Below are 21,396 nucleotides of genomic sequence, written 5' to 3' on the forward strand. Positions count from 1 at the left end.
GTCTGGCAAAGCAGGATGTGCGCCAATCCGATTGGCCACTGCGGTCATGAGCAAGATTAGAAGAAAACCGTCCCGCAGGAAATATCCCTGATGAACGGATCGCTGGTGAACGCGATACCGGACGGTTTCAGCACCGCCCGGCTAGCGCCGTTGTCAGACCTTCAGTTCAGGTTGTAACTGGGCTGGCTCCTTCTCCAGCTCTTCCTTGAGGTCTTCGTCGCTGAGCATTTCCGCGATGTCGCGCAAGCGCTCGACCACACGTGCATTCACGCTGCCTTCCGGAAACTCGCCATTCTCGTCAGGCGCACCGGCAGGCTCGCCGACCAGCAGGCTCAGGGCCTCATCGGCCTGACGTACCGCATAGATATGGAATTGCCCGTCACGCACGGCCTGTACCACACGCTCATCCAGCATCAGCGTGGTGACGTTGGCGTGCGGAATGATAGCGCCCTGCTCGCCCGTCAGCCCGCGAGCCTCACAAAGACGGAAGAAGCCTTCGATTTTCTCGTTGACCCCGCCCACCGCCTGCACTTCGCCGAACTGGTTGATGGAACCGGTGATTGCGAAGCACTGCTTGAGCGGTGTGCGCGACAACGCTGAAATCAGCGTACAGGCCTCTCCCAGCGAGGCACTGTCGCCGTCCACGTAACCATAGGATTGCTCTAGCGCAATACTCGCGGATATCGCCAGCGGGAATTCCTGAGCGTAACGGCTACCCAGGTAGCCGGTGAGAATCATCACGCCCTTGGAGTGGATCGGCTGGCCAAGATTGACCTCGCGCTCGATGTCGACAATCCCGCTGCCACCCGGATAGACCGTGGCGGAAATACGCGCAGGCACGCCAAACGCCGAATCACCGACCTCCAGAACCGTCAGGCCATTGCATTTGCCGACCGCGGCACCGTCAGTGTCGATAAGGATCACACCCGCCATCATGTCATCGAGAATCCGCGCGGAAACCCGCCCGGTGCGCGTGGCCTTGGCCTTCAACGCTCGCTCGATATGCCCGGCGTCGGTCTTGTCGTCACTGGCCAGCTGGCGGATGAAGTCTGCCTCGCTGACCAACTGGAACAGATCGCCGATACGCGCCGACAAACGCCCCTGGTGTTCAGCCAGTCGAGCGCTGTAGGTTGCCAGTCGCGCCACCGCATCGGCGGTCAAAGGTGCCATGCCCTCTTCTGACGTTCGGGTTTTCAGCAACTGAGCGAATTGCTCGAGCGTTTCATCGACCATCGGAATTTCTTCGTCGAAATCGACCAGTACCCGAAACATCTCCTGAAAGTCAGGATCGAGGTCTTGCAGGGTGTAATACAGCGAGCGCGAACCAATGATGATGATCTTGACGTTCCACGGAATAACCTGCGGCGTCAGGCTCACGGTTGCCACGCGCCCCAGCTCGCCCAGCGGTGATTCCATCTTCAGCTTGCGCGACTGCAGGGTGCGCTTCAGCGCGTCCCAGACGAACGGCTCGCCGAGCATTTTTTCGGCTTCCAGAATCAGAAAGCCGCCATTGGCGCGATGCAGCGCACCGGGCCGCAACTGGCGATACGTGGTGTACAGCGCGCCCTGATCAGTGCTGTATTCGATACGCCCGAACAGGTTGTCATACGTAGGATGCTGCTCGAAAACCACCGGCGCGCCGCCGTCGCGGGTATTGCCGACCACCAGGCTCGGGCTGTACTGCTCTTCCAGTAACTTGCGTGCCTGAGCGTCGGTCTTGGCATCGTCGACCAGTTGCTCGACCAAGGTCTTGAGCAGGTACACCTGCATCGCTTGAAGGTACGCACAGACCGCGCCGTTCTCGGCGTATTTTTCCGAGAGCGGTGCCAACAGTGGCTGCAAGGTCAGCGTGATGGTTTCTTCGTTCAACTGACGAAGCTGGTTGTTCGACTCACGCTTCCACTGCGGCAGGCTGGCCAGCTCTTCGTTGAGGCGCTCCTCAAGGGCGGAGATATCTTCGTGAAAACGCTCGCGATCAGCCTCGGGCAACTGCGAAAACTCGGCCTCGTCCAGCGCCTTGCCATCGGCCATCGGCGTGAAGGCGATGTTGGAGCTGTCGCGATACAGCGCGATGTCCTTTTCCAGCGACAGGCGCTCGATCACATCCAGTGCGCGGTCGTAGCGCTGATTGAACGCACGGTCGATCGAGCTTTTCTTCTGCTGATAGGACGGGTGCTCGAAAACCGCCGGAAAGGTCACCAACAGGTTATCGATCAGGCCACCGATGTCGGCCGTGAATTCATGCGCAGTGCCTGGTGGCAGTTCCAGCGCCTTGGGCTCGCGGGGCTCATCGAAATTATTGACGTAAACCCAGTCCGAAGGCGTCTTCATCCGCTTGCCTTCGGCCTTGAGGTAGCGTTTGACGAACGAAAAGCGGCCAGTACCCGGTTCGCCCATGACAAATACGTTGTAACCGGGGCGCGGCATGGCAACGCCGAACTGCAAGGCCTCTACAGCACGCTCCTGGCCTAGTACACCGCGAAACGGTTCAAGCTCGTTAGTGGTCGAAAAGCTGAACTGCTCAGCGGAAAACGGACGGGTCAGCGCATGTGGCGCCAGGCGTAGGTTGGCTGCGACAGAATCGGGCATCAGTAATCCTTACATCAGGCGGGGCAGATGTCGGCATTCTGGCGCTCGCCGTACAAGACTTGCAAGGCAGGAAAAACCGAAAGGCACTTACAGCCTTAAAGCCGTAGCCCGCTGTCCGGAAAATTTCTATTTTCGGCAATAATCTGTAATAGCTCACGGAACCCTTGGAACCCGCCTAAGCTCCAAACTGCACAGGTGGTTGCTGGTTGGCCGTCTGTCTTGATGTGACTACTCAAGAAACTCGACCCTTGGCTGAACTAAAAAGAGAAAAAGCTATGAAACGGATTCTTCTTGGAACGCTCTTCGCCGCTGTATCCATCAACGCTATGGCTCAAGCGCCAGGCGGTCCGGACTGCGGCTGGGGCAACATGCTGTTTGAAGGTCAACGCGGCACTCCAGCTCATTTCCTGGCCTCAACCACCAACGGCACCTCGGGTAACGCCACCTTCGGCATGACCTCCGGTACCAACGGCTGCTCGACCAACGGCGCACTGACTTACGGCGGTAAATCCTGGCTTGCCATGAACGGCATGATGGATGAACTTTCCAAGGACATGGCGATGGGTCAGGGCGAAGCACTGACTACCTACGCTGTGGTATTGGGCGTTGCACCAGAAGATCGTGAGCACTTCGCTGCGGTCACTCACGAGCACTTCTCGCAAATTTTCAGCAAGGCCGACGCCACCGCTGAAGACGTTCACACCAACACCGTCAACGTTCTGAAAAACGATCCGACTCTGGCCAAGTACGCTACCCAGGCTTAAAGTCGTTCGCCCGCCTTTTCATCGCAAAAGGCGGGATCACCTTTCCTGACTTCTCTTGACTAGTTGCCCTCTATGCTCAAACGTCTTGTCTCGCTGGCGCTGTTTGTCTGTGCCCCCTTGTCTGCGGCACCTCATGCTACCACGGACCGTTTGCAGCAATTGGCCAATGAGCCATTCTGGATTTCACTGGGTCACTACGAGGCAGGCAAGCTCGGCGGTTGGCGCAGCTATGTGACAGACCCGAAATTCTTTCTCGCTGCGGACGGTGCACACGACCCGAAGGCGGAACTGAGCGCGACACTTGACGCCATATACGCCCCCGTAACCAACGAACAGACCCACGCCCAGTGCGTGTACCCGGCACGCACCCGCTGGCTGCGCGACCAGTTGCAACTGACTGACCTGCCCACGCCGGACTGCAAGGAGTTCAAGGCCTGGTACAAGGATGTGGCTCCGGACAGCACCGTGCTGATTTTTCCGGCCGCGTACCTCAACAGCCCCTCATCGATGTTCGGCCACACGTTACTGCGCATCGATCCGGCCAGCGCGAAAACCAACAGCACCACGTTACTCAGCTATGCGATCAACTTCGGTGCCTACATCGAAGGCATGGACAACAGCATTCTGTATGCCTGGAAAGGCTTGGCTGGCGGCTATCCGGGCTTGTTCGCACTGGTGCCCTATCAGGAAAAGCTCTCGGAATACCGCAGCCTGGAAAACCGTGACCTGTGGGAATACCGTCTGAACCTTACCCCGGAAGAAACCGGGCGCATGGTTGAACATGTCTGGGAATTGAAACAGATTCGCTTCAGCTATTTCTTCTTCGACGAAAACTGCTCGTACCGTCTGCTGGAATTGCTGCAGGTCGCACGTCCCGGGCTGAATCTCACCGAGCAATTCGGCCTGACTGCGATCCCGACCGATACGGTCAAGGCGATCAAGGCCGCAGTGCTGGTTGAAAAGATCGACTATCGCCCTTCTCGCGAGCGGGAATTGCTGAGCCGCGCCGAGCCCCTTGATGCCGACGAACAACAGTGGGTGCTGAAAGTCAGCGCCGATCAGAAACAACTGCACAACAGCGAGTACCTCGCCCAGCCGAAAGAACGACGCGCGTTGATTCAGGACGCGGCCTACCGTCTGGAGCGCTACCGCGCCAACGGGCTTGAACGCGACACGCAGCGCTCGCAACGCAGTTTCGAGTTGCTGCAGGCGATCAATCAGAACCCGCCGCCACAGCTGGACATCCCGCGCCCCGGCCTGCCGGAAGAAGGCCACGAATCACGTACCTGGCAACTGGGTGCGGGCACACGCGGTGACAAAGCGTTCGCCGAATATGGCCTGCGCATGGCCTATCACGACCTGAACGACAACGCTTACGGCTTTCCGCTGGGTGCGCAGATCGAGATTCTTCAGCTCAAGGTGCGCCAATACGAAGGTAACGACTGGCAAGTTCAGCAGTTGGACCTGGCCACCATTCGCTCCCTGACCCCGCGTACCGAGCTGCTGAAACCCTGGTCATGGCAAGTCACCGGCGGGCTGGAACGGGTACTCGGCAAACATGGCGATGAAAACCTTGTCAGCCACGTCAACGGTGGTGGCGGCGGTACCTGGCAATTGGGCGACGAAGTGCTGGGCTTTGCGCTGGGCACCGTGCGCGTCGAGCACAACAACGACTTCGCCGAATTCATCTCTCCCGCTGCTGGTTTCAACACTGGCTTACTGTGGCGCAACCCGCTGGGCAACCTGAGCCTGGAAGCCAAGGGCGACTACTTCACCAACGGCGAAGTACGCCGCCGCGTCAGCCTCAATCAGCAGTGGGAGCTGTCGCGCAATCTCGGTTTGCGCCTGAGTGCCCAACGCGAGTTCAGCCAGATGAGCTCGCCGCAGAACGAAGTGATGCTTGAGGTGAAGTGGTATCACTACTGACAGGATAAGTGCAAAAACTGCGGGCGGCGCTGCCTCAAAATAAAAGCACGCTGCCATCACTTATTCCCTACATCGCTTTTACAAATAACTCACAAATTACCTTCTAGACTCCTCTCATAAGTAGAGGGAACCACCATGAAGCGGTATTGGGTGTTGTTGTCGCTGGCCATCGTGCTGGCAGGTTGTCAGTCCACCCGTGACCAGATGTTGGCCGAGGGTTATCCGCCGGGTTTTGCAGACGGTTATCAGGATGGTTGCAGCAGTGGCAGGGACGCAGCAGGTGCCAGCACCGGTCAATTCAGAAAAAACGTACCCCGCTATCTGAAGGACAAGCTCTACGCCCAAGGCTGGACTGACGGTTTTCGCCAGTGTCAGGCCTCGCAGGATAACCGCGACCGACTCGACCCCGGCCAGGTCTTCAACGATCGTGATCGTGCCTGGGAGCGGGAAAAGACCCGCAGTGCAGCCAAGGCCTATCACCCAAACTGACGCACGCGGGAAGATCGACGAAACCAATGATGCCCTCTTGTGGCCCAAAGCTCATTAGGGAGGACACCTCATGAGCCGCGCATTTGTAAACGAAGACAACGCTGCCGCCGATGCCGAGCAACCGGTAGAGCGGCTGGTCAGCGCACAGACCAATTACGTCACCGCCGAGGGCCTGAAGTTGCTCAAGAAGCACGTCAGCAGCCTGCAGGCGCAGCACAGTGCGCAAACTGCGTTGGGAGACGCCGCCGATAAACAGCGCCAGGCTGACCTTGAACGCGATCTGCGTTACTACACCCAGCGCCTGCAGAGCGCGCAGGTTGTGACGACGGCCGTGTCGACCGAAAAAGTACAAATTGGCAGTTGGGTCACGTTCGCGGATGAAGAAGACAACCGCCAGCGCGTGCATCTGGTCGGGGAGGATCAGGCGGATGCCGCCAAAGGGCTGATCAACTGGGGCTCGCCACTGGGACGTGCATTGATCGGTGCGCAGAAAGGCGATGAAGTGGTGTGGGAGCGGCCGGCGGGAAATCAGTCGATTGAAATACTGCTGATCGAGCCGGATGCTTAAAGCGTACTGATGAACAATAACGGCAGCGCCGTTCCCGATCAGGAACGGCGCGTGCCTAAACGCTGATCAGGCCAGCTTCTTGTGACGCACACGATGCGGCTGGGCAGCGGCTTCGCCCAGACGTTTCTTGCGATCCGCTTCATACTCGGTGTAGTTACCCTCGAAGAAGATCGCTTGCGAATCGTCTTCGTACGCCAGGATATGCGTCGCCACACGGTCAAGGAACCACCGATCGTGGGAGATCACAATGGCGGCGCCCGGGAAGTCCAGCAGCGCTTCCTCCAGCGAACGAAGGGTTTCAACGTCAAGGTCGTTTGACGGTTCGTCGAGCAGCAGCACGTTGCCGCCCTCTTTCAGGGTCAGCGCCAGATGCAGACGGCCACGCTCACCACCAGACAGGTCCTTGACGAACTTCTGCTGATCGCCACCCTTGAAGTTGAAGCGGCCAACGTAGGTGCGCGACGGGATCTCATAGTTGCCGATACGGATCACATCGGAACCGTCGGATACCGCCTGGAATACCGACTTGCTGCCGTCCAGGTCATCACGGCTCTGGTCCACGCAGGCCAGTTGCACGGTCTCACCGACTTCGATGCTGCCCGAATCCGGCTGTTCCTTGCCCATCAGCATACGGAACAGGGTCGATTTACCGGCACCGTTACCGCCGATCACGCCAACGATGGCGCCTTTAGGCATGGAGAACGACAGGTTGTCGATCAACACACGGTCGCCGTAGCCCTTGGTAACATTCTTGAACTCGATAACCTTGTCGCCCAGACGCGGACCGGCCGGGATATAGATCTCGTTGGTCTCGCTGCGCTTCTGGAATTCCTGCGACTGCATTTCTTCGAAGCGTTGCAGACGCGCCTTGGATTTGGACTGACGCGCCTTGGCGCCCTTGCGGACCCATTCCAGCTCGTCTTTCATGGCCTTTTCGTGGGCGGTCTGTTGCTTGGATTCCTGAGCCAGACGGTCGGACTTGGCTTCAAGCCAGCCGGAATAATTACCCTCGTAAGGAATACCCGCACCGCGGTCGAGTTCCAGAATCCAGCCGGCTACGTTATCCAGGAAGTAACGGTCGTGCGTGATCGCAACCACGGTGCCCGGGAAGTCGTGCAGGAAATGCTCCAGCCAGGCGACAGAGTCGGCATCCAGGTGGTTGGTCGGTTCGTCGAGCAGCAGCATGTCCGGTGCCGAGAGCAACAGGCGGCACAGCGCAACACGGCGTTTTTCACCACCTGACAGGACCGAAACCTTCGCATCCCAGGCGGGCAGACGCAGTGCGTCGGCGGCTACTTCCAGCTGGCGTTCCAGGTTATGACCGTCGCTGGCCTGCAGGATCGCTTCAAGCTTGGCCTGCTCGGCTGCCAGCTTGTCGAAATCAGCGTCCGGCTCGGCATATTCGGCGTAAACCTGATCAAGACGCGCCTGGGCGTCCTTGATGACGCTGACCGCCTCTTCAACCACTTCACGGACCGTCTTGTTCGGGTCAAGTTGTGGCTCTTGCGGCAGATAACCCACATTAAGCTCGGGCATCGGACGTGCTTCGCCGTCAAACTCGGTGTCGACGCCAGCCATGATTTTCAACAGCGTGGACTTGCCCGAACCGTTGAGACCCAACACGCCGATCTTGGCGCCGGGGAAGAAAGACAGAGAGATGTTTTTCAGGATTTCACGCTTCGGCGGCACAACTTTGCTCAGCCGATGCATGGTGTAGACGTAAGAGCCTGTTTTTCCCGCTTTGTCAGTTTTGGACATGGTTTGATTCGCCTTTAATCCTGTATTTTCAGTGCTTTGAGGGTAGAGACAGGCGCTTAAACTCTGGAGATAAAACGTTAAGTTTTGCGCTGACCGTCCGATACCCCTGACTATACTTAGAAAAGTTATGTTTTATGAGGGAGCTACATGGGTTTCCAGGTCATAGAGCAGGTGGTGAATGCTGCTCGAAGAAAGCTGTTGGTGCAAGACTACATTCCTGTGTACTACCCCAACCTATACATCACCATGGAGCACTCGGGCAGAGCCCTCGAAACGACCAAGAAGTACCTTGAGCACTTGGTCGTGCTTGAGGAGTTTCTTGCTTTTTCCTCCATTGATCTCATTTCTCACCTCGAACAGCGCCCTCACAGCGAATACCTGACAGACAGTGAGCTTTCTAGGTTTGTGTCGGACGCAGGGTTTAGCAAGCAAACCTTGGACATGAAATATGCGGGGATGCGTTTGCATCCGACTGCCTACAAATCCGTAGGCAAGGTCCATGCGCAGCAGCGAATCGAGGCTGCACGCGACTATCTGGCCTTCCTTTATGACAAGTTGGGAGATCACTCAACACGATATGAAGCGGTTGACGATCTGAAAAAGCGCATCAACCGCAAGATCAAAGCGGCCAGACCTGCGTGGAGAAAAACTCGAACGGAAGAAATGAAGGGGCTTACGAGTCAGGAGCGAACTCGATTGCTGGAAATCATGCATCCGGATACCGCCGAGAACCCCTTTTCAGATGAAGCCATCAGGCTGCGCAACTACATCATTTTGCTGCTGGGTCTCGACATGGGGCTGCGACGCTCCGAGATGCTGCTGATCAAGACTAGCGATATTCACTGGCACAGTCGTCAACTAGCGGTGGTCAACCTTGAGGATGAGGGCCTCGATCCACGGACGATGGCCCCGCAATTCAAAACCAACGAGCGCATGCTGGTGATGACCGATGACCTGTATGACGCAATAACTGAGTACGAATCGAAATATCGCAACAGAAAGCCCCGTAGCGGCGCATCGCTAGCGAGAAGGCATCCTTTTTTACTGGTGGCGCACAAGCGAAATGAGGGCGGACCTCTGACCATCAAGGCAGTAGATGGCGTTCTGTCCAGGGTCCGAGAAATAGCGCCGGAGCTGGCTCATGTGCACCCACATCTTCTGAGGCATGACGCGGTCTACACGATGCTGGAAAGCATGCGTGAGGAACTGGCAGTGCTCACACCCGAGGATCGAACCGTGCAAGTTCAAAAGACCCTCACATGGATGTTCGGCTGGAGTCCCGACTCGAACATGCCCGGCCACTACGGCGCGAAATTCTGGAAGGAAGAGGCAGACAAAGCAATACAGAAACGGGCCAAGCGGTTTACGGCCAGCCGTCAGAAAGCAGACACGACACGAGGAGGCTCATAGTGAACATTCCCGTCGAAGCACTTCAGGCACCAAAGGAGAGCACTCTAGATGCGTGGCTGAACACGCCTCGCCTGGCGAAATGTGGGGAGGTGTTCACGCCCGCTGACCCCATGTGGAAACCGGATAAGTCGGCTAGTGATTCAGTTAACTGGAAAGCGGCTATTGCCTGCGTCTCGCCGGATTGGCGGCCTTGGTTGCACGCCGCCCTGGTATACCGAATGGTCAATGTGGCAGCGCGCACGGTTGCTAACACTGCCAGTGTGCTGTCGCGGGCTGCTCAAGCTGGGCTTGACCCGCTCAACGAGGGTCAACTGATCGCACTGCGGGAGCGCTTTAGCGATAAAGAGTTTAGCGTCATGGCCTCCTTCATAGCGTTTTGGCACGATTGCGAATCCCTCGAACAGCGCCCGTCGCAATCCCTGATCGATGCCTACAAGGGATTGCCCAGGAAAAAGAATTCCAGCAACGATGTGATCCTTAGCCTAGACCCCGAAGAAGGCCCGCTCACACAGGTCGAGCAGGACGCGCTGCATCAATGGATACATGAGCAGTTTTGTCACGGGCAGTTAGATTTCGAGCAGTACATTTACCTGCGCATGTTGATGATTTACGGTCAGCGTGGCTATCAGGTGCGAATGATGGTTTTTGGTGATTTCACGAAGAGCGAGGTCAAGTTTCATTGGGCAAAGCAAAAAGGCGACGAGGCGGGTTGGCGAAAAAAATCCGAAACATTTAGGCTGGATGAGGACCTCTACAACACAGTGCAGGCCTACAAGGCAATGATTCTGGCGCAACTCTGGCAAACGTATCCAAGCGGTGTCGATTGGAATGTAGCCATCCAGAATGTGCCGCTCTTTCGTAAGAAGCTGGATCATGATGCAGCAGAAGCTTGGAAACGGCGGTGGAATCCCCCTGTGTTGCTCGATAGCCCCCTTCAAAAAGCCCTCGAAGACGCGCCGCAGCCCCTCTTTCATGTCGGATCAGGCACGGTCAAGCAATGGCTTCATCACATCGAGCGGATGGAGAGTTTTCCAATTTCACCTCGCACCCATCAGCCGCTGAAAGTGGCGGGGCACCGGTTCAGGCACACCCTCGGCACGGACCTTTCCAATGCGGGGCTGAGTGAGTTTGCGATAGCCCGCGCGTTGATGCATAGCGATACTCGAACAGTGCGGAAGTACCGCGCCGTGTCGACGGAGTTGCTGGCGTTGATCGACGCGAAGATGAACGACCATATGGCCTTGATTGTGAATGCGTTCACCGGGATCATCGTCACAGATCTCACCTCAGCCATAAACGGGGATCGAGCGGATCGCCTAATCGAGGATGTGGCAGTGTGCGGTGCCACGACCGCCTGCCTTCTCGATGCGCCATATACCTGTTATGCATGCGGAAAATTCCAGCCCCTTCTGCACGCTAATCACCGCGAGGTCCTTGAGCGATTGGAACGTCGCCGGGAGCAAACCATTGCCACGGATAAAACGACAGGCGTGCTATGGGATCGGGCCATTCTAGCTTGCCGAAAGGTTATTCTGGATTGCGAGGCCATGCACCGATCATCGGACTCAAGGGCACAGAAGAATGACCGAAGCGTTTGATTCTGAACCGCCGAATAACATTGTTGATTTTAAGCCCAAGAGCCAGCTGGATCCGGAGGCTCACCTCGTGGCGTTTATCGAATGGGCAAAAAACACTCTGCCCAAAGGCATTCCCAATCGAGTGAACGCGAGTATTCGCTGGGAAGACGGCAGTTGGCACTCGCATGGCCTCTTAGGCTGTAGCTTCACGGCGCTCGGATCGACCTTCTCTGCCCGAAAAACGATGCAGGCACCCTTCACGGAATTTACCAAAGCCATACTGGTGTACCGAAGAGTGTATTTGCAGAAAAAGGGGATGAGTGACTGGATGAACGCTCTTAGGGGGCTGGAAGTCGCCCTGTTCGAGTTGACCGGCACGCTGGATGTGACACGGGTGTCCGCCGCTGTCTGTAATAATGCGTGCGAGCACATGAAGCGTCACTGGACGAAAGGAAACACTGCATACCTTTACAGTAAGTCACTTGAGGCCATCATCGCCCTGATGCTGGCCAAAAAACTGCTCAAGTCGGATTTCCGGTGGACCTCTCCGCTGAAGCAGAGCCAGAGAGGCACGCTCAAGCAGCAAAGAGAGGATCGGGAAAAGAAGCTGCCTAACCCTGAAGCGATCAGAGCCCTCGGGGAAGTGTTCACAAACGAATTGACGAGCCGCCTAGACATCGTAGTGACATCCGCCTGTGCGCTGTTACTGAGTGCACCCAGTCGCGTGGGTGAATTGGCGGATATTCCATTGGATTTCCTGCTATTCAAAGAGGATGCCCAGGGCAATCGGCGCATGTTCCTGCGCTGGTACGCGGAAAAGATGAACCAGGTGACGGCGAAGCCCGTCGTTATCCCTGAGATGGAGCCGGTCGTCGAGCGGGTCATCACGTTACTGAAACCGATCACCGATGAAGCGCGGGCTTACGCCGCCTGGCTGGAAGACCATCCCGATGAGTTCCCCCCCCACGCAGGAGTGCCACTCAAGGGAGCTGATGAACCGCTCACATACGGCGAAGCTTGTGCCGCGCTGAAACTCGCCGTTAACAAGGGTTATGCACGATCAGTATTCAATATCAACTTACTGAAAAGCCTTGAGAAGCAAAAGGCGTTGAGCCCCGCCGCCCGAGCGCTCTTGACCGAAATCCGTGACGGGTGGGATTCAAGCAGAGGGAAGAGAATACATGTTAAGGGAAAGATTGGGGTTCAGGGTTGGGAGTTTGACGACCGATGTGTGATCACGCTACGCAAGCTCAATATGCTGTTGCGGGAGAAGTATCTTCCAAAGGATTTTCCATACACCACGCCGTACACGGAGGGCAAAGCTCGGTTGAAGTACCGTGATGCGTTGTTCACCATGCGCACGGGAGTACTGGCTGGAGACTCAGGTACATCTGGTGCGCAACTAGGGTTTGGCGTGGAGATAGCGGCGAATACTGGCCGAATGAATGCGCAGTTAGGAGGTACTAACAACCCAGCAGTGAAAAGCTTGTTCGAGCGCTATGGTTACCCCGGCGTCAAGGTCAACACGCATGCGTTTCGGCACGAATTGAACACGCAGATGCGCAAAGCCGGTCTGTCGCAGCTCTTGATTGATGCTTTCTCCGGGCGCTCGTCGATGGGATCGGTCTACAACCATGAAACCGTCGAGGAACGCACCCAAGGGGTTGCGGCTTATCACCCCAAAACGAAGCTCGGCACCGCTGCCCTGCGTCTGGACAAGGTTAAAACCAATCAGCCTCTGAGTCTTGCAGATGTAAGGGAACTGCGCGAGGGTGAGCAGGATCGCATTATCCATCAAACCCATCTCGGCGTTTGCGTGCACAACTTTGCCTCCGAGCCCTGCCCGAAAATGGGCGCCTGCTTGGACTGCGGGCGGCTCGGATGCGTCAAAGGGGATGACGTGAAGCTTGGCAACCTTAAGGAAGAACGCGACGATCTTAAACGACGCCTCGATAAAGCCCTGGATGCGCAGTCTCGGGATGTGTTCGGGGCATCGGAGTGGGCCAAGAAACTGGGTGAGAAGCTCTTTAAGTGCGAGGAGCTCATCCAAACGCTGGAAAACCCCGGACTCGAAAAGGGTGCCATTGTGTGGAACGCTGATAACGGTTGGACGCTCACCAAGAACGCCGTCGCAATGTCAGGTCTGATCGCAGTCAAAGTCATTGAAGAGCACCCAGCGCAAGAGGCGTTATCATCGTTAGATGACGTCTTGGCTTTGCTGAATGAGATTGAGGGTTAAAGATGGGGCATTTAACGCCAAAGGATGAGAAGCGCATCATAAAGCTGATTGAGGAATGGTCAGAGCCGAAGCTGACCTGGCCTTTGCTCGTTGAGGCCTGCAAAGAAAAACTGGGTATCAGTCGTGCTCGCCAGTCCCTGATGAATCTACCTGCCGTGGATTTAGCAATGAAGAATTGCAAGGCGGCATTGAAAGCTCAGAAGCTGAAACCGGGCTGGATTAGCGATATCCAGGCAGCCAACGAACACATTGAGAAACTGACAGCGAACAATCAGAAGCTGCTAGCTGCTGTTCGAGATATGCATAGCCGGTTTTTGATTTGGCAAGCCAATGCGGATATGCATGGGCTAACACAATCTATGTTGGAACGGCCGGTTTCACAGCTTCAAAAGAGGAGCTGATCCGTTTTTCAGAACACTTAAAATATGGAAAAGACTCATCGCCTCTCCGTCTTGATAGAATCCCAGTGAGCAGTTAAACACCTCTGGATTAGCAGGAAACGGCCGATTCTGTTGAAAGGTCAGCAATTGCATTCAAGACACGTGGTTGCACTCTTATGACCAGTCATGATGACCAGCGATTGCGTTGGACCTGAGAGGTAGGCTGAGGCCGGCAAAAAGCGGCCCAGAGCATGTAAAATATTGGTGCCGTTGCGATTTTGAACAAGTTGCCGAGAAATCACTGACCCGGGGCAGGTTTCTAGCGAACCATTATTTTCACTGGATTTTTTTGACTTGAAGTGGATTAATTCTACGCTAGCACATGCATCAATTGTAAGCGCTCCATAAACCCCACCTAGTCAAAGATGGGCAGCGCGTTCAGGAATGCAGTCGAGGTGCGCAGCTCCACGGCAGCAAGGCTTCGTAATCTTCAACCGACGTCGCCAGTGGTAACCGCTCTAATGCGTGGCGCAGCCACGCATAGGGCTCTTGGCCGTTGGCTTTGGCGGTCTCGACCAAGCTGTAAAGTTGAGCACTGGCCGACGCGCCTTTGGGGGTGTCGCTAAACAACCAGTTCTTTCTTCCGATGACGAAGGGCCTGATCGCGCGCTCGGCAGCGTTATTGTCGATTGGCAGATAGCCTTCCTCGACATACCGTTCCAGTTTTTTCCAGTTACTTGCCAGATAACCGAGGGCCCTGCCCAAGGCGTTCTGAGACGTAACTTGTGGCTGCGTCTTTTCCATCCAGTTTTTTAACTGAGCCAACACTGGCAGACTCCGATCATGACGACCGGTTTTACGATCATCGTCACACGCATCGTTCAGATCACGCTCTACGCCATAGAGCTTGTTGATCAAGTTCAGCGCGATATCAGCACGTCCCGTCTTGCCTTTCGGCTGTACTTTCCGGGCTTCAACAAACTTGCGTCTTGCGTGCGCCCAGCAGCCCAAACGTTCGACTCCGGCCTGCGCGCCCAGCGCGTTATAACCGGCGTAATCATCGGTCATCAGATAGCCGCGATAACCTTCAAGCAGGCGCGTCGGTAGGAAAACGAAAAGCACTGGATCAAAGACGGCGACCTTGATGTCCAGTTCGACCAAGGCCGACAGACCATCGATAGATTTTCGGAAGTCGACGGGCTTGGGGTACAGATACACTTTTTCGACTTTGGCATCGGGTCGCATCATGGCGAGCTGGCTCCTGAGGGAATCGGGAGCACAGCATCCGGGATCAGTTAAGCGCTTTGAATGTGGGGTTTATGGAGCGGTTACTTTTGATCAACAGTTTGTCAGCGATGGCTTAAGTGTAGAGCCGCCCCGCTGCCCGCGTTGTAACGGGAAGCTAAGACCTGGGGTAGTGTGGTTTGGGGAGGACCTGCCTATTGCTGTTTGGAAGCGGGCGGTTGGGGCAGCGCAGGGCTGCGATGTGCTGTTGTCTATCGGCACGTCAGGCGTGGTATTCCCAGCGGCAGAGATCCCGAGAATTGCGCTCAAATCAGGCGCGCGCGTAGTGCATATCAACACAACGGAAACACCCCTCGAGAGCCCTCTTGAAATGTCCCTTATTGGCCGTGCAGCGGTTTGTGTTCCCGCTATCGTGTCCCAGATCGCAGCACCTGGCAAAGTGGTTTGATAGAATCATTGGCTACACATAATCCGGCTTCATGAAAGAGAGATTCGTCACCGGCGTTAGCGTTGACGCTGGACTAGGCGTCTAGGACGCCACATCTCATAACCTGTTCGTTTCCTGCCGCTCAGTCTGGGCTCCACCACGACGAGCTCGATGCCTACGGAAGCGCCGACAGCCCTGAACAAGGCCAAATAGCATCTCTGCTATCATCCCCCTTTCCTAAGCGGCATTCCTTACATTGACGTCTATACTTGTTGCAATGGAGATCGGTTATCTCAAGTGGTCTCCAGCTATCCGGCGGTTGAACGAATCGTTTGCGGGCATATCCACCGAGCTATGCAGTTGAGTTTTGGCGGCACCCTGCTCTGTACAGCCCCCAGCACCGTCACAGCAATCGCCCTGCGCTTCGCGGTAGACTCAAAAGAGGCATCCTATGTGGAGCCACCCGCACTCCTCCTGCATCACTGGCAACCAGACACGGGTCTGATAACTCATTGGGTTGCCATAGGTGAGTTCCCCGGGCCAATGCCGTTCGCCTAAGCTCAGTCATTGAACGGCACCTTGACGCTAGAAGGATGTTTATTTGTAAAAAAGCAGCATGCCGATCAACACGCAATCAATCAACACCATGATGCATGTAGCTGCAAACCACATCAGGTTTTGATAAGCCAATTTATTGGCAGTTACTCCAACTAAAAGAGTATACCACCCAACATAACCCAACATCATGCCTGCTAAAATTTGCCATGACTGAAACCCCGCTCTCGCAAAAAAAACAATCAGCAAAGGGATGGGAAAAAGAGCGTCGAACCAAAGACCGTAATTTTTTAAAGAGCTGGCAAGTATGTAACGAAAGCCATGAGCCTCTCCAAATTCAGGACTGACAGCTGCCCCCGCAAATACCTTATAGAGGTTTACCGCAGCAAAGCAGGTGAAAAACACACATACTAGAACTTTAAGCCAGTCAAGCATGAATGGAACAAGATAGGAATAGAATTCCGAAATCACCAAGGCGACCAGGCTATTGATCAGATCAAATGCTAGATAGCTCAATAGCAAAGTGAGATGGGACCTACCTCCTACGTAAAGAAGGTCGACGATGGATTGCGCTCTTCCCCCTCGCGAGGCGGTGAGACTCAATGTGAGGACAATGCCAATGGCGATACCTGACACCTATTCCTCCCTGAAGGAATTTCAAAGCTTCCTCACACCTGAATGTTAAGAGTGATTCAAAGTGGTTCAGAACTATCGATGTAGAAAGGAGTGTACGTACCTTTATCAGTCACGATCAGTAGCCCATCAATTTGTCGTCTAACGTCTTGAGCCCTGCCACTGACGAGTGCGATCCAGCCCCAATCATCCCTACCCATAGGATCTACCGATGTAAAGATGTCAAGCACACGGGTGTGATTCAATGACCAGTCGAGCGAAAACTTAATGTCATTTATCCGCGCTTGAACCGGCAATCCGTAAAAAATGGAAATGGTATCTATAGGCGATGATACGTTCAACGTCGCTTCGCTTTGCAAGCAGCCCACCTCGATCACATGTTTGAAAAAATATACGGGGTCACACTGATAGGAAAGTGCGATCTGCTCAGAAATAGCCGCTCCCGCCACCCGCCCGAAATTAGCATCGATCAATACCGCAGTCTTAGGGCCGATCTTGAATTCGCTGTGAAAGTACCCTTGCTGCAACCCGGAGCGCAGCACAATAGCCTCAACAGCCAACTTCGCGCGTTGGATGACCTCTTCGGTGAAGTATTTACTAGCGGGAAAGTAATTAACCGATTCGGTATTAGCGATCTTCCTGCGCAAGCTGACCCCCAGAAAATGGCATTGGCCTGCTACTGCATACCCCTCCAAACTGATCAGTTCGCCGTCGACATATTCTTGCATTATGAATTCGTGAGCCCCAAGAGAGAGCGCGCAACTCTGGATATGGGCAAGTATCTTTTCGTTGAATTCTGAGTCCGATAATGAAAATTCAGCGTAGCCTGCAGCCCCCGAGCCCCGTACAGGCTTTACAATAACTTTCTTGCAGTGTGCAAACGGGCCTCGAACCAACATAGAGAAATTACTGAATTCGCCAACTTCCATGCTTATAGGACTGTATTCGGGAATTAAGGAAGAAACATACTCCTTTCCGCCAAGCCGGGCCAATGCGCAATCGAGTCCTTTTACCCCTAACGTCGAAGCGAGCTCCACAGCAATAGGAATTCTCGTCTCAACAAGACTTAGAATAGCCTCGATCGAATCCTTAGGAAGAGCACCTATCAATTTGAGCACAGCATCGACGTTCGTTGTATCACCGCACTCTAGATAAGGAAATTCCATCAGTTGAGTGAAGGTATCACCTTGATAATATCTGGCACTGCCGATGATAAACAATGGTTCAAACCCCAGCTTCAATACCGCCAAAGCAGAGTAGCGGGTTGCTACGTCACTGGTTTCGATCAATATTATTTTTTTCATTGGCACGACTCCCAATTCAAATTAGCTTTCATTTTTCTGATAAAAGCTGACATTAGCGCTCCCCGCCTTATAATCCGTCAACACGTTAAAACAATATTCCCGGGATTAAAAAGCAGTAAAACGTATCAGATATCCTACTGCACATCGCGTAAAACCCGCTGATACAGCCAAAGAGTCAGGCCGGATAAAAACGCTACCAATAAGGCAACCCACGAAGAGTTGACACTATTGACAAGCACTAGGCTCAAGGCCGAAAGCAACGCTGCCACCCGTATATCTTGCTCACTGACGGCTACATAGATATTACGATGTTCATCGTTGCAAAGGCGGGCAAAGATTGAAAAATGAATTGGAACGAACAGTGTAGCTCCTAACGAGTAAAGAAAAACAGCGACCAGTAACACGAAAATCCCACTACTCATGGAGGCTATAGTGAACCCCAAGCCGAACAGTAGCATGCCTGCGACCAACAATTGCATCTCGCTCAACTTTGGTTTCAGGTAATAGACCGGCAACGTCAGAACCAACACAAAAAGACTATTGGCAGAACGCATCAAGTTGGACAAATCAACACCACTCAATGAGAATTCCCGAAAAAAAATGGTCATCGGTATGGATGAAAAATCAACTGCCAGCCTGACTGCGATATAGTGGCTGGGCATCAATGCGATTGTCGACATTATCGTGCTTGCCAGTAAAAATATGATAAAACTGCGATCCTTTGATGCGACAGAAAGAGACCCAAATAGACTACCAGCATTGCTTGTTTCCACATTGAGCGTAACGGGAACCTTGCACCAAAAAAACAAGATACCTGTCAAGACGACACTTACAAGCCCTACAAAACCTATATACCCTATAAACCCTGAGGGGTATACCAACATCACAATAAGCGGTCCTAAGATCAACGCAAGATTACGTACCCAGTAGATCAAGCTATACAAGACGGCTCTATCGATGTTCTTCGTCATCTCGATCAGCAGTGACTCGGACAATGTCGCTGATATACCGCCAAGCACTGAAACGGACACCAAAAAAAGCAAATAAACAATGTATGTTTTTGGGCAATAACTAATTACCACCGCAAAGATCAGCAAAATGGCTCCACGAACCACCTCAGAAACCAATACGATGGCCCACTTATCTACTTTCCTTGCCAAGGCATCAATAGCAATTGATCCGACCACAGTCAGCAGCGCGGCCGTGATTAATGCATAGGTCGCACGCTCCACCCCAAACTGTAGGGAAATGACGATGGTCATCATGGCGACAATCGACTTTTCAACCACCCGATCAATAAAAATCAGGATCACCCTTGCCGATACTGCTGGATTTTTCAAGTAGCTGATCATGCGAAACCTTCAAGTGTGTAATAAGTGATCTCTTGGGCTTTGCAACTAGGAGCCTCAGCAAAAACTTTACCGCGCTTGTTATAATTCATGCACCACACTGGGCCCTATGGGTTGCGGACAGCCTTCAATCACTATGACTTTTTGTGCTTTTATAGATATCTATTTTGAACTCCCCCTGTTTCGCTCAACCTCACTTAACAGGATTTCTAGACAAGCCTCGATCGATAAGCTGGACGTGTCCAGACAAACCGACGGGTAAGGTGGAGGCTCATAGGGCGCATCAATTCCAGTGAAGTTTGCCAACTCACCCTGGCGTGCTTTTTTATAAAGCCCTTTAGGATCCCGACTTTCACATATGTGAAGCGGGCTGCTAACGTAGACCTCGGAGAATCGATCGTCACCGATGATCTCTTTAGCCAATGCACGATCCGAAGAGTGAGGCGAGATGAACGCTGCTAGCACAGTGAGACCAGCATCATTCATGAGGCGCGCAACTTCCGAAACTCTTCTTATATTCTCAGCCCGGCTCTCGGCATCAAAGCCCAAATCTTTGCAGAGTCCGTGCCTTATATTGTCCCCATCCAGAACAGCGCAGAAAATTCCCCTCCGCATTAAAAGACGTTCCAAGTTGAACGCCAGTGTACTTTTACCGGAGCCGCTCAAACCTGTAAACCAAAGCGTCATTGGGGCCTGGTTCAGGTTACGGTGACGCTCGACAGGGGAAACAGTACCCAGCTGCCAAACAACATTATCATTTTTGCTCATTCGAATCCTTTCCTGATATCGCACAGGCGTGTTAGTCGCCATTACTCCGTACACGGTAGGCCGATATGACCTGCCGTGACATGAACACTCGGAGGGCGCTAGGTATGCCTGCGGCTGCCCATTTAGTATGAAAGAGATACACCTAAAGCCCGTTGTATCAACTGAGTTGCTGTCTTGGCTTTTTGAACAGAGTCTTGGTACGTCACACCTACCACGTGCAAGTACCCCAAGGAGGTATCATTATCGATCATAGGTAAAACTGCCTGACCCTCAACTATGTTAATAGAGTGCTCCAACACCCATGGACAGTGCTCTTCGATGAACAACTTACCAATATTTTTTTGTGCCGTTCCGCTTGCTATCGGTGCTATTCTACGAGCTGTAGCAAATAACGCCGAAGCCGGCCGACATTTTACCTGACTGCCGATATATGCATTGAATACTATTTCATAGATACTCAATGACGTTGACTTATTATACAGAGTTCCCAAGGCCCCACCCATCAACCGCGGGTTAACTTCGATGATATCGATACCTTTATCGGAAACGATAATCTCGATATGAAACACACCAACATCCAAGCTTAGGCATGCCAAAACTTTTTCGCAATAATCAAAAATTTCCTGCTCCCGTGGGAAGAACCCTGCAGGTGCCATAATCGAGCCGATTTCCAGAATATCGTTGTGTTCCGATCTGTGCCTCTCGGTCAACATAAGAGGGAAAAAACCTTGCTCGTTCTTGGCAACTTCAACTGAGTACATCTTACCGTCAATGTACTGTTCAATGACAAAATCCAAAGATACTTGTGAGAGAGCAATATCGTCTAACTTACCGCGCGCATCATTGTAATCAGCGATAAACTTATCAACATCCTGTTGATTTTTAATATGAGCGGTAAGAAATTTGGCAAACCCTTTCGCCGGCTTGATAATACAAGGAATACCGATTTTCGCGACAACTTCATGTAAAGCGTCTAGAGATGCACATTTTTTGTACGTGCAATTGCTCAAACCATTTCTATGCAAAAGTGCACGGGCGCGAGGTTTGTTCTTTGCATTTTTAACACCCTCGATTGAAGTTGCCCGTATTCCCAGATTTGCAGCAATCGTGGAAACGGACTCGACAATATCCTCCAGCGGCGTAAACATGACGCTCAATGGATGCGCCTCATTTATCTCCCGCACCTTCTCCTCAAACGCCACAAGATCGAGGCAGCTATCAATGCTGTAAAGTTTATACGTATTCTCAATTAAGAACTCTTCACTCAACGACGAAAAAAGACGCGTCATCTCCGTGCGTAAAAAAATCAAATTATAACCAATCTGCCTGGCGGTGATAATAGCCCTTGACGAAACGTCCGTGCAGTCGACCATTAATATATTCGTCATGAACTGCCTCTCGTAAATTCAATATTC

At 53.5% G+C, this 21,396-nt stretch carries 17 protein-coding genes and 1 pseudogene; 10 read left to right on the forward strand and 8 right to left on the reverse strand.

Features of this window, described 5'->3' with window-relative positions; translation table 11 throughout:
* Positions 1–153: 153 nt before the first annotated feature.
* The gene (locus FFH21_RS22930; protein WP_041924637.1) at positions 154–2,589 is read right to left on the reverse strand and encodes a Lon protease family protein; all 2,436 of its coding nucleotides are present in this window, start codon (positions 2,587–2,589) and stop codon (positions 154–156) included.
* Positions 2,590–2,864: 275 nt separating this feature from the next.
* Here FFH21_RS22930 and FFH21_RS22935 point away from each other — a divergent pair, with 275 nt between their 5' ends.
* The 4 genes from FFH21_RS22935 to FFH21_RS22950 all read left to right on the forward strand — a co-directional run bounded on the left by FFH21_RS22935 (position 2,865) and on the right by FFH21_RS22950 (position 6,336).
* Positions 2,865–3,353: a DUF3015 domain-containing protein gene (locus FFH21_RS22935; protein ID WP_002555221.1), complete on the forward strand. Its 489-nt coding sequence runs from the start codon at positions 2,865–2,867 to the stop codon at positions 3,351–3,353.
* 72 nt (positions 3,354–3,425) lie between these two features.
* Positions 3,426–5,279 carry a DUF4105 domain-containing protein gene (locus FFH21_RS22940; RefSeq protein WP_011169500.1) on the forward strand — a complete coding sequence of 618 codons (1,854 nt, stop codon included), beginning with the start codon at positions 3,426–3,428 and terminating at the stop codon, positions 5,277–5,279.
* 135 nt (positions 5,280–5,414) lie between these two features.
* On the forward strand, positions 5,415–5,768 hold the full coding sequence (locus tag FFH21_RS22945) for a hypothetical protein (RefSeq protein ID WP_004666245.1): 354 nt from the start codon (positions 5,415–5,417) through the stop codon (positions 5,766–5,768).
* 70 nt (positions 5,769–5,838) lie between these two features.
* Positions 5,839–6,336: a GreA/GreB family elongation factor gene (locus FFH21_RS22950; RefSeq protein WP_004655509.1), complete on the forward strand. Its 498-nt coding sequence runs from the start codon at positions 5,839–5,841 to the stop codon at positions 6,334–6,336.
* Between the two features lie 66 nt (positions 6,337–6,402).
* Here FFH21_RS22950 and ettA read toward each other — a convergent pair whose 3' ends face one another.
* Positions 6,403–8,094, reverse strand: coding sequence for an energy-dependent translational throttle protein EttA (gene ettA, locus FFH21_RS22955; RefSeq protein WP_011169501.1), 1,692 nt, complete (start codon positions 8,092–8,094; stop codon positions 6,403–6,405).
* Between the two features lie 147 nt (positions 8,095–8,241).
* Here ettA and FFH21_RS22960 point away from each other — a divergent pair, with 147 nt between their 5' ends.
* From FFH21_RS22960 to FFH21_RS22975, 4 genes are read left to right on the forward strand one after another with little or no spacing between them, the layout of a single operon-like run.
* Positions 8,242–9,504 (forward strand): site-specific integrase, encoded by a 1,263-nt coding sequence (locus tag FFH21_RS22960; RefSeq protein ID WP_003379733.1) that lies wholly within the window; start codon positions 8,242–8,244, stop codon positions 9,502–9,504.
* A complete protein-coding gene (locus tag FFH21_RS22965) occupies positions 9,504–11,102 on the forward strand; it encodes a tyrosine-type recombinase/integrase (RefSeq protein ID WP_003379735.1) in 1,599 nt (532 codons plus the stop codon). Before FFH21_RS22960 ends, FFH21_RS22965 begins: the two co-directional genes overlap by 1 nt.
* A complete protein-coding gene (locus FFH21_RS22970; protein WP_003379738.1) occupies positions 11,086–13,320 on the forward strand; it encodes a hypothetical protein in 2,235 nt (744 codons plus the stop codon). The genes FFH21_RS22965 and FFH21_RS22970 overlap by 17 nt, the downstream gene beginning before the upstream one ends.
* A 2-nt stretch (positions 13,321–13,322) precedes the next feature.
* Positions 13,323–13,721, forward strand: a complete 399-nt coding sequence (locus FFH21_RS22975; RefSeq protein WP_003379740.1) for a hypothetical protein — start codon at positions 13,323–13,325, stop codon at positions 13,719–13,721.
* Positions 13,722–14,138: 417 nt separating this feature from the next.
* Here FFH21_RS22975 and FFH21_RS22980 read toward each other — a convergent pair whose 3' ends face one another.
* Positions 14,139–14,948, reverse strand: a complete 810-nt coding sequence (locus FFH21_RS22980) for an IS66 family transposase (RefSeq protein WP_011169502.1) — start codon at positions 14,946–14,948, stop codon at positions 14,139–14,141.
* Between FFH21_RS22980 and FFH21_RS22985 the strand changes: the two genes are divergently transcribed.
* Both FFH21_RS22985 and FFH21_RS30880 read left to right on the forward strand, forming a co-directional pair.
* Positions 14,947–15,393, forward strand: coding sequence for a Sir2 family NAD-dependent protein deacetylase (locus FFH21_RS22985; RefSeq protein ID WP_077142883.1), 447 nt, complete (start codon positions 14,947–14,949; stop codon positions 15,391–15,393). The two genes, FFH21_RS22980 and FFH21_RS22985, sit on opposite strands and share 2 nt — an antisense overlap.
* 195 nt (positions 15,394–15,588) lie before the next feature.
* Positions 15,589–15,930 (forward strand): annotated as a pseudogene (locus FFH21_RS30880) (phosphodiesterase); the annotation flags it as partial.
* A 39-nt stretch (positions 15,931–15,969) separates the two neighbouring features.
* Here FFH21_RS30880 and FFH21_RS22995 read toward each other — a convergent pair.
* The 5 genes from FFH21_RS22995 to FFH21_RS23015 form a co-directional block, all read right to left on the reverse strand.
* Complete coding sequence (locus FFH21_RS22995; protein ID WP_003381684.1) at positions 15,970–16,563, reverse strand: hypothetical protein; 594 nt, start codon at positions 16,561–16,563, stop codon at positions 15,970–15,972.
* Positions 16,564–16,619: 56 nt separating this feature from the next.
* Positions 16,620–17,864: an acetyl-CoA carboxylase biotin carboxylase subunit family protein gene (locus tag FFH21_RS23000; RefSeq protein WP_003381686.1), complete on the reverse strand. Its 1,245-nt coding sequence runs from the start codon at positions 17,862–17,864 to the stop codon at positions 16,620–16,622.
* A 134-nt stretch (positions 17,865–17,998) separates the two neighbouring features.
* Entirely contained in the window at positions 17,999–19,216 is a 1,218-nt protein-coding gene (locus tag FFH21_RS23005; RefSeq protein WP_003381687.1) for a hypothetical protein, read from the reverse strand.
* Between the two features lie 159 nt (positions 19,217–19,375).
* Complete coding sequence (gene cysC, locus FFH21_RS23010) at positions 19,376–19,981, reverse strand: adenylyl-sulfate kinase (protein ID WP_003381688.1); 606 nt, start codon at positions 19,979–19,981, stop codon at positions 19,376–19,378.
* Positions 19,982–20,103: 122 nt separating this feature from the next.
* A complete protein-coding gene (locus FFH21_RS23015) occupies positions 20,104–21,369 on the reverse strand; it encodes an ATP-grasp domain-containing protein (RefSeq protein WP_011169503.1) in 1,266 nt (421 codons plus the stop codon).
* Between the last annotated feature and the right edge of the window lie 27 nt (positions 21,370–21,396).

It is taken from the genome of Pseudomonas sp. KBS0707 (assembly GCF_005937945.2).
In the GTDB taxonomy this organism is placed as follows: domain Bacteria; phylum Pseudomonadota; class Gammaproteobacteria; order Pseudomonadales; family Pseudomonadaceae; genus Aquipseudomonas; species Aquipseudomonas amygdali.

Bases quoted from the DNA above. Each gene is read 5' to 3' on its own strand.
- FFH21_RS22930 (WP_041924637.1), bottom strand. From the start codon at position 2,589: ATGCCCGATTCTGTCGCAGCCAACCTACGCCTGGCGCCACATGCGCTG.
- FFH21_RS22935 (WP_002555221.1), top strand. From the start codon at position 2,865: ATGAAACGGATTCTTCTTGGAACGCTCTTCGCCGCTGTATCCATCAAC.
- FFH21_RS22940 (WP_011169500.1), top strand. From the start codon at position 3,426: ATGCTCAAACGTCTTGTCTCGCTGGCGCTGTTTGTCTGTGCCCCCTTG.
- FFH21_RS22945 (WP_004666245.1), top strand. From the start codon at position 5,415: ATGAAGCGGTATTGGGTGTTGTTGTCGCTGGCCATCGTGCTGGCAGGT.
- FFH21_RS22950 (WP_004655509.1), top strand. From the start codon at position 5,839: ATGAGCCGCGCATTTGTAAACGAAGACAACGCTGCCGCCGATGCCGAG.
- ettA (WP_011169501.1), bottom strand. From the start codon at position 8,094: ATGTCCAAAACTGACAAAGCGGGAAAAACAGGCTCTTACGTCTACACC.
- FFH21_RS22960 (WP_003379733.1), top strand. From the start codon at position 8,242: ATGGGTTTCCAGGTCATAGAGCAGGTGGTGAATGCTGCTCGAAGAAAG.
- FFH21_RS22970 (WP_003379738.1), top strand. From the start codon at position 11,086: ATGACCGAAGCGTTTGATTCTGAACCGCCGAATAACATTGTTGATTTT.
- FFH21_RS22975 (WP_003379740.1), top strand. From the start codon at position 13,323: ATGGGGCATTTAACGCCAAAGGATGAGAAGCGCATCATAAAGCTGATT.
- FFH21_RS22985 (WP_077142883.1), top strand. From the start codon at position 14,947: ATGGCGAGCTGGCTCCTGAGGGAATCGGGAGCACAGCATCCGGGATCA.
- FFH21_RS22980 (WP_011169502.1), bottom strand. From the start codon at position 14,948: ATGATGCGACCCGATGCCAAAGTCGAAAAAGTGTATCTGTACCCCAAG.
- FFH21_RS23000 (WP_003381686.1), bottom strand. From the start codon at position 17,864: ATGAAAAAAATAATATTGATCGAAACCAGTGACGTAGCAACCCGCTAC.
- FFH21_RS23005 (WP_003381687.1), bottom strand. From the start codon at position 19,216: ATGATCAGCTACTTGAAAAATCCAGCAGTATCGGCAAGGGTGATCCTG.
- cysC (WP_003381688.1), bottom strand. From the start codon at position 19,981: ATGAGCAAAAATGATAATGTTGTTTGGCAGCTGGGTACTGTTTCCCCT.
- FFH21_RS23015 (WP_011169503.1), bottom strand. From the start codon at position 21,369: ATGACGAATATATTAATGGTCGACTGCACGGACGTTTCGTCAAGGGCT.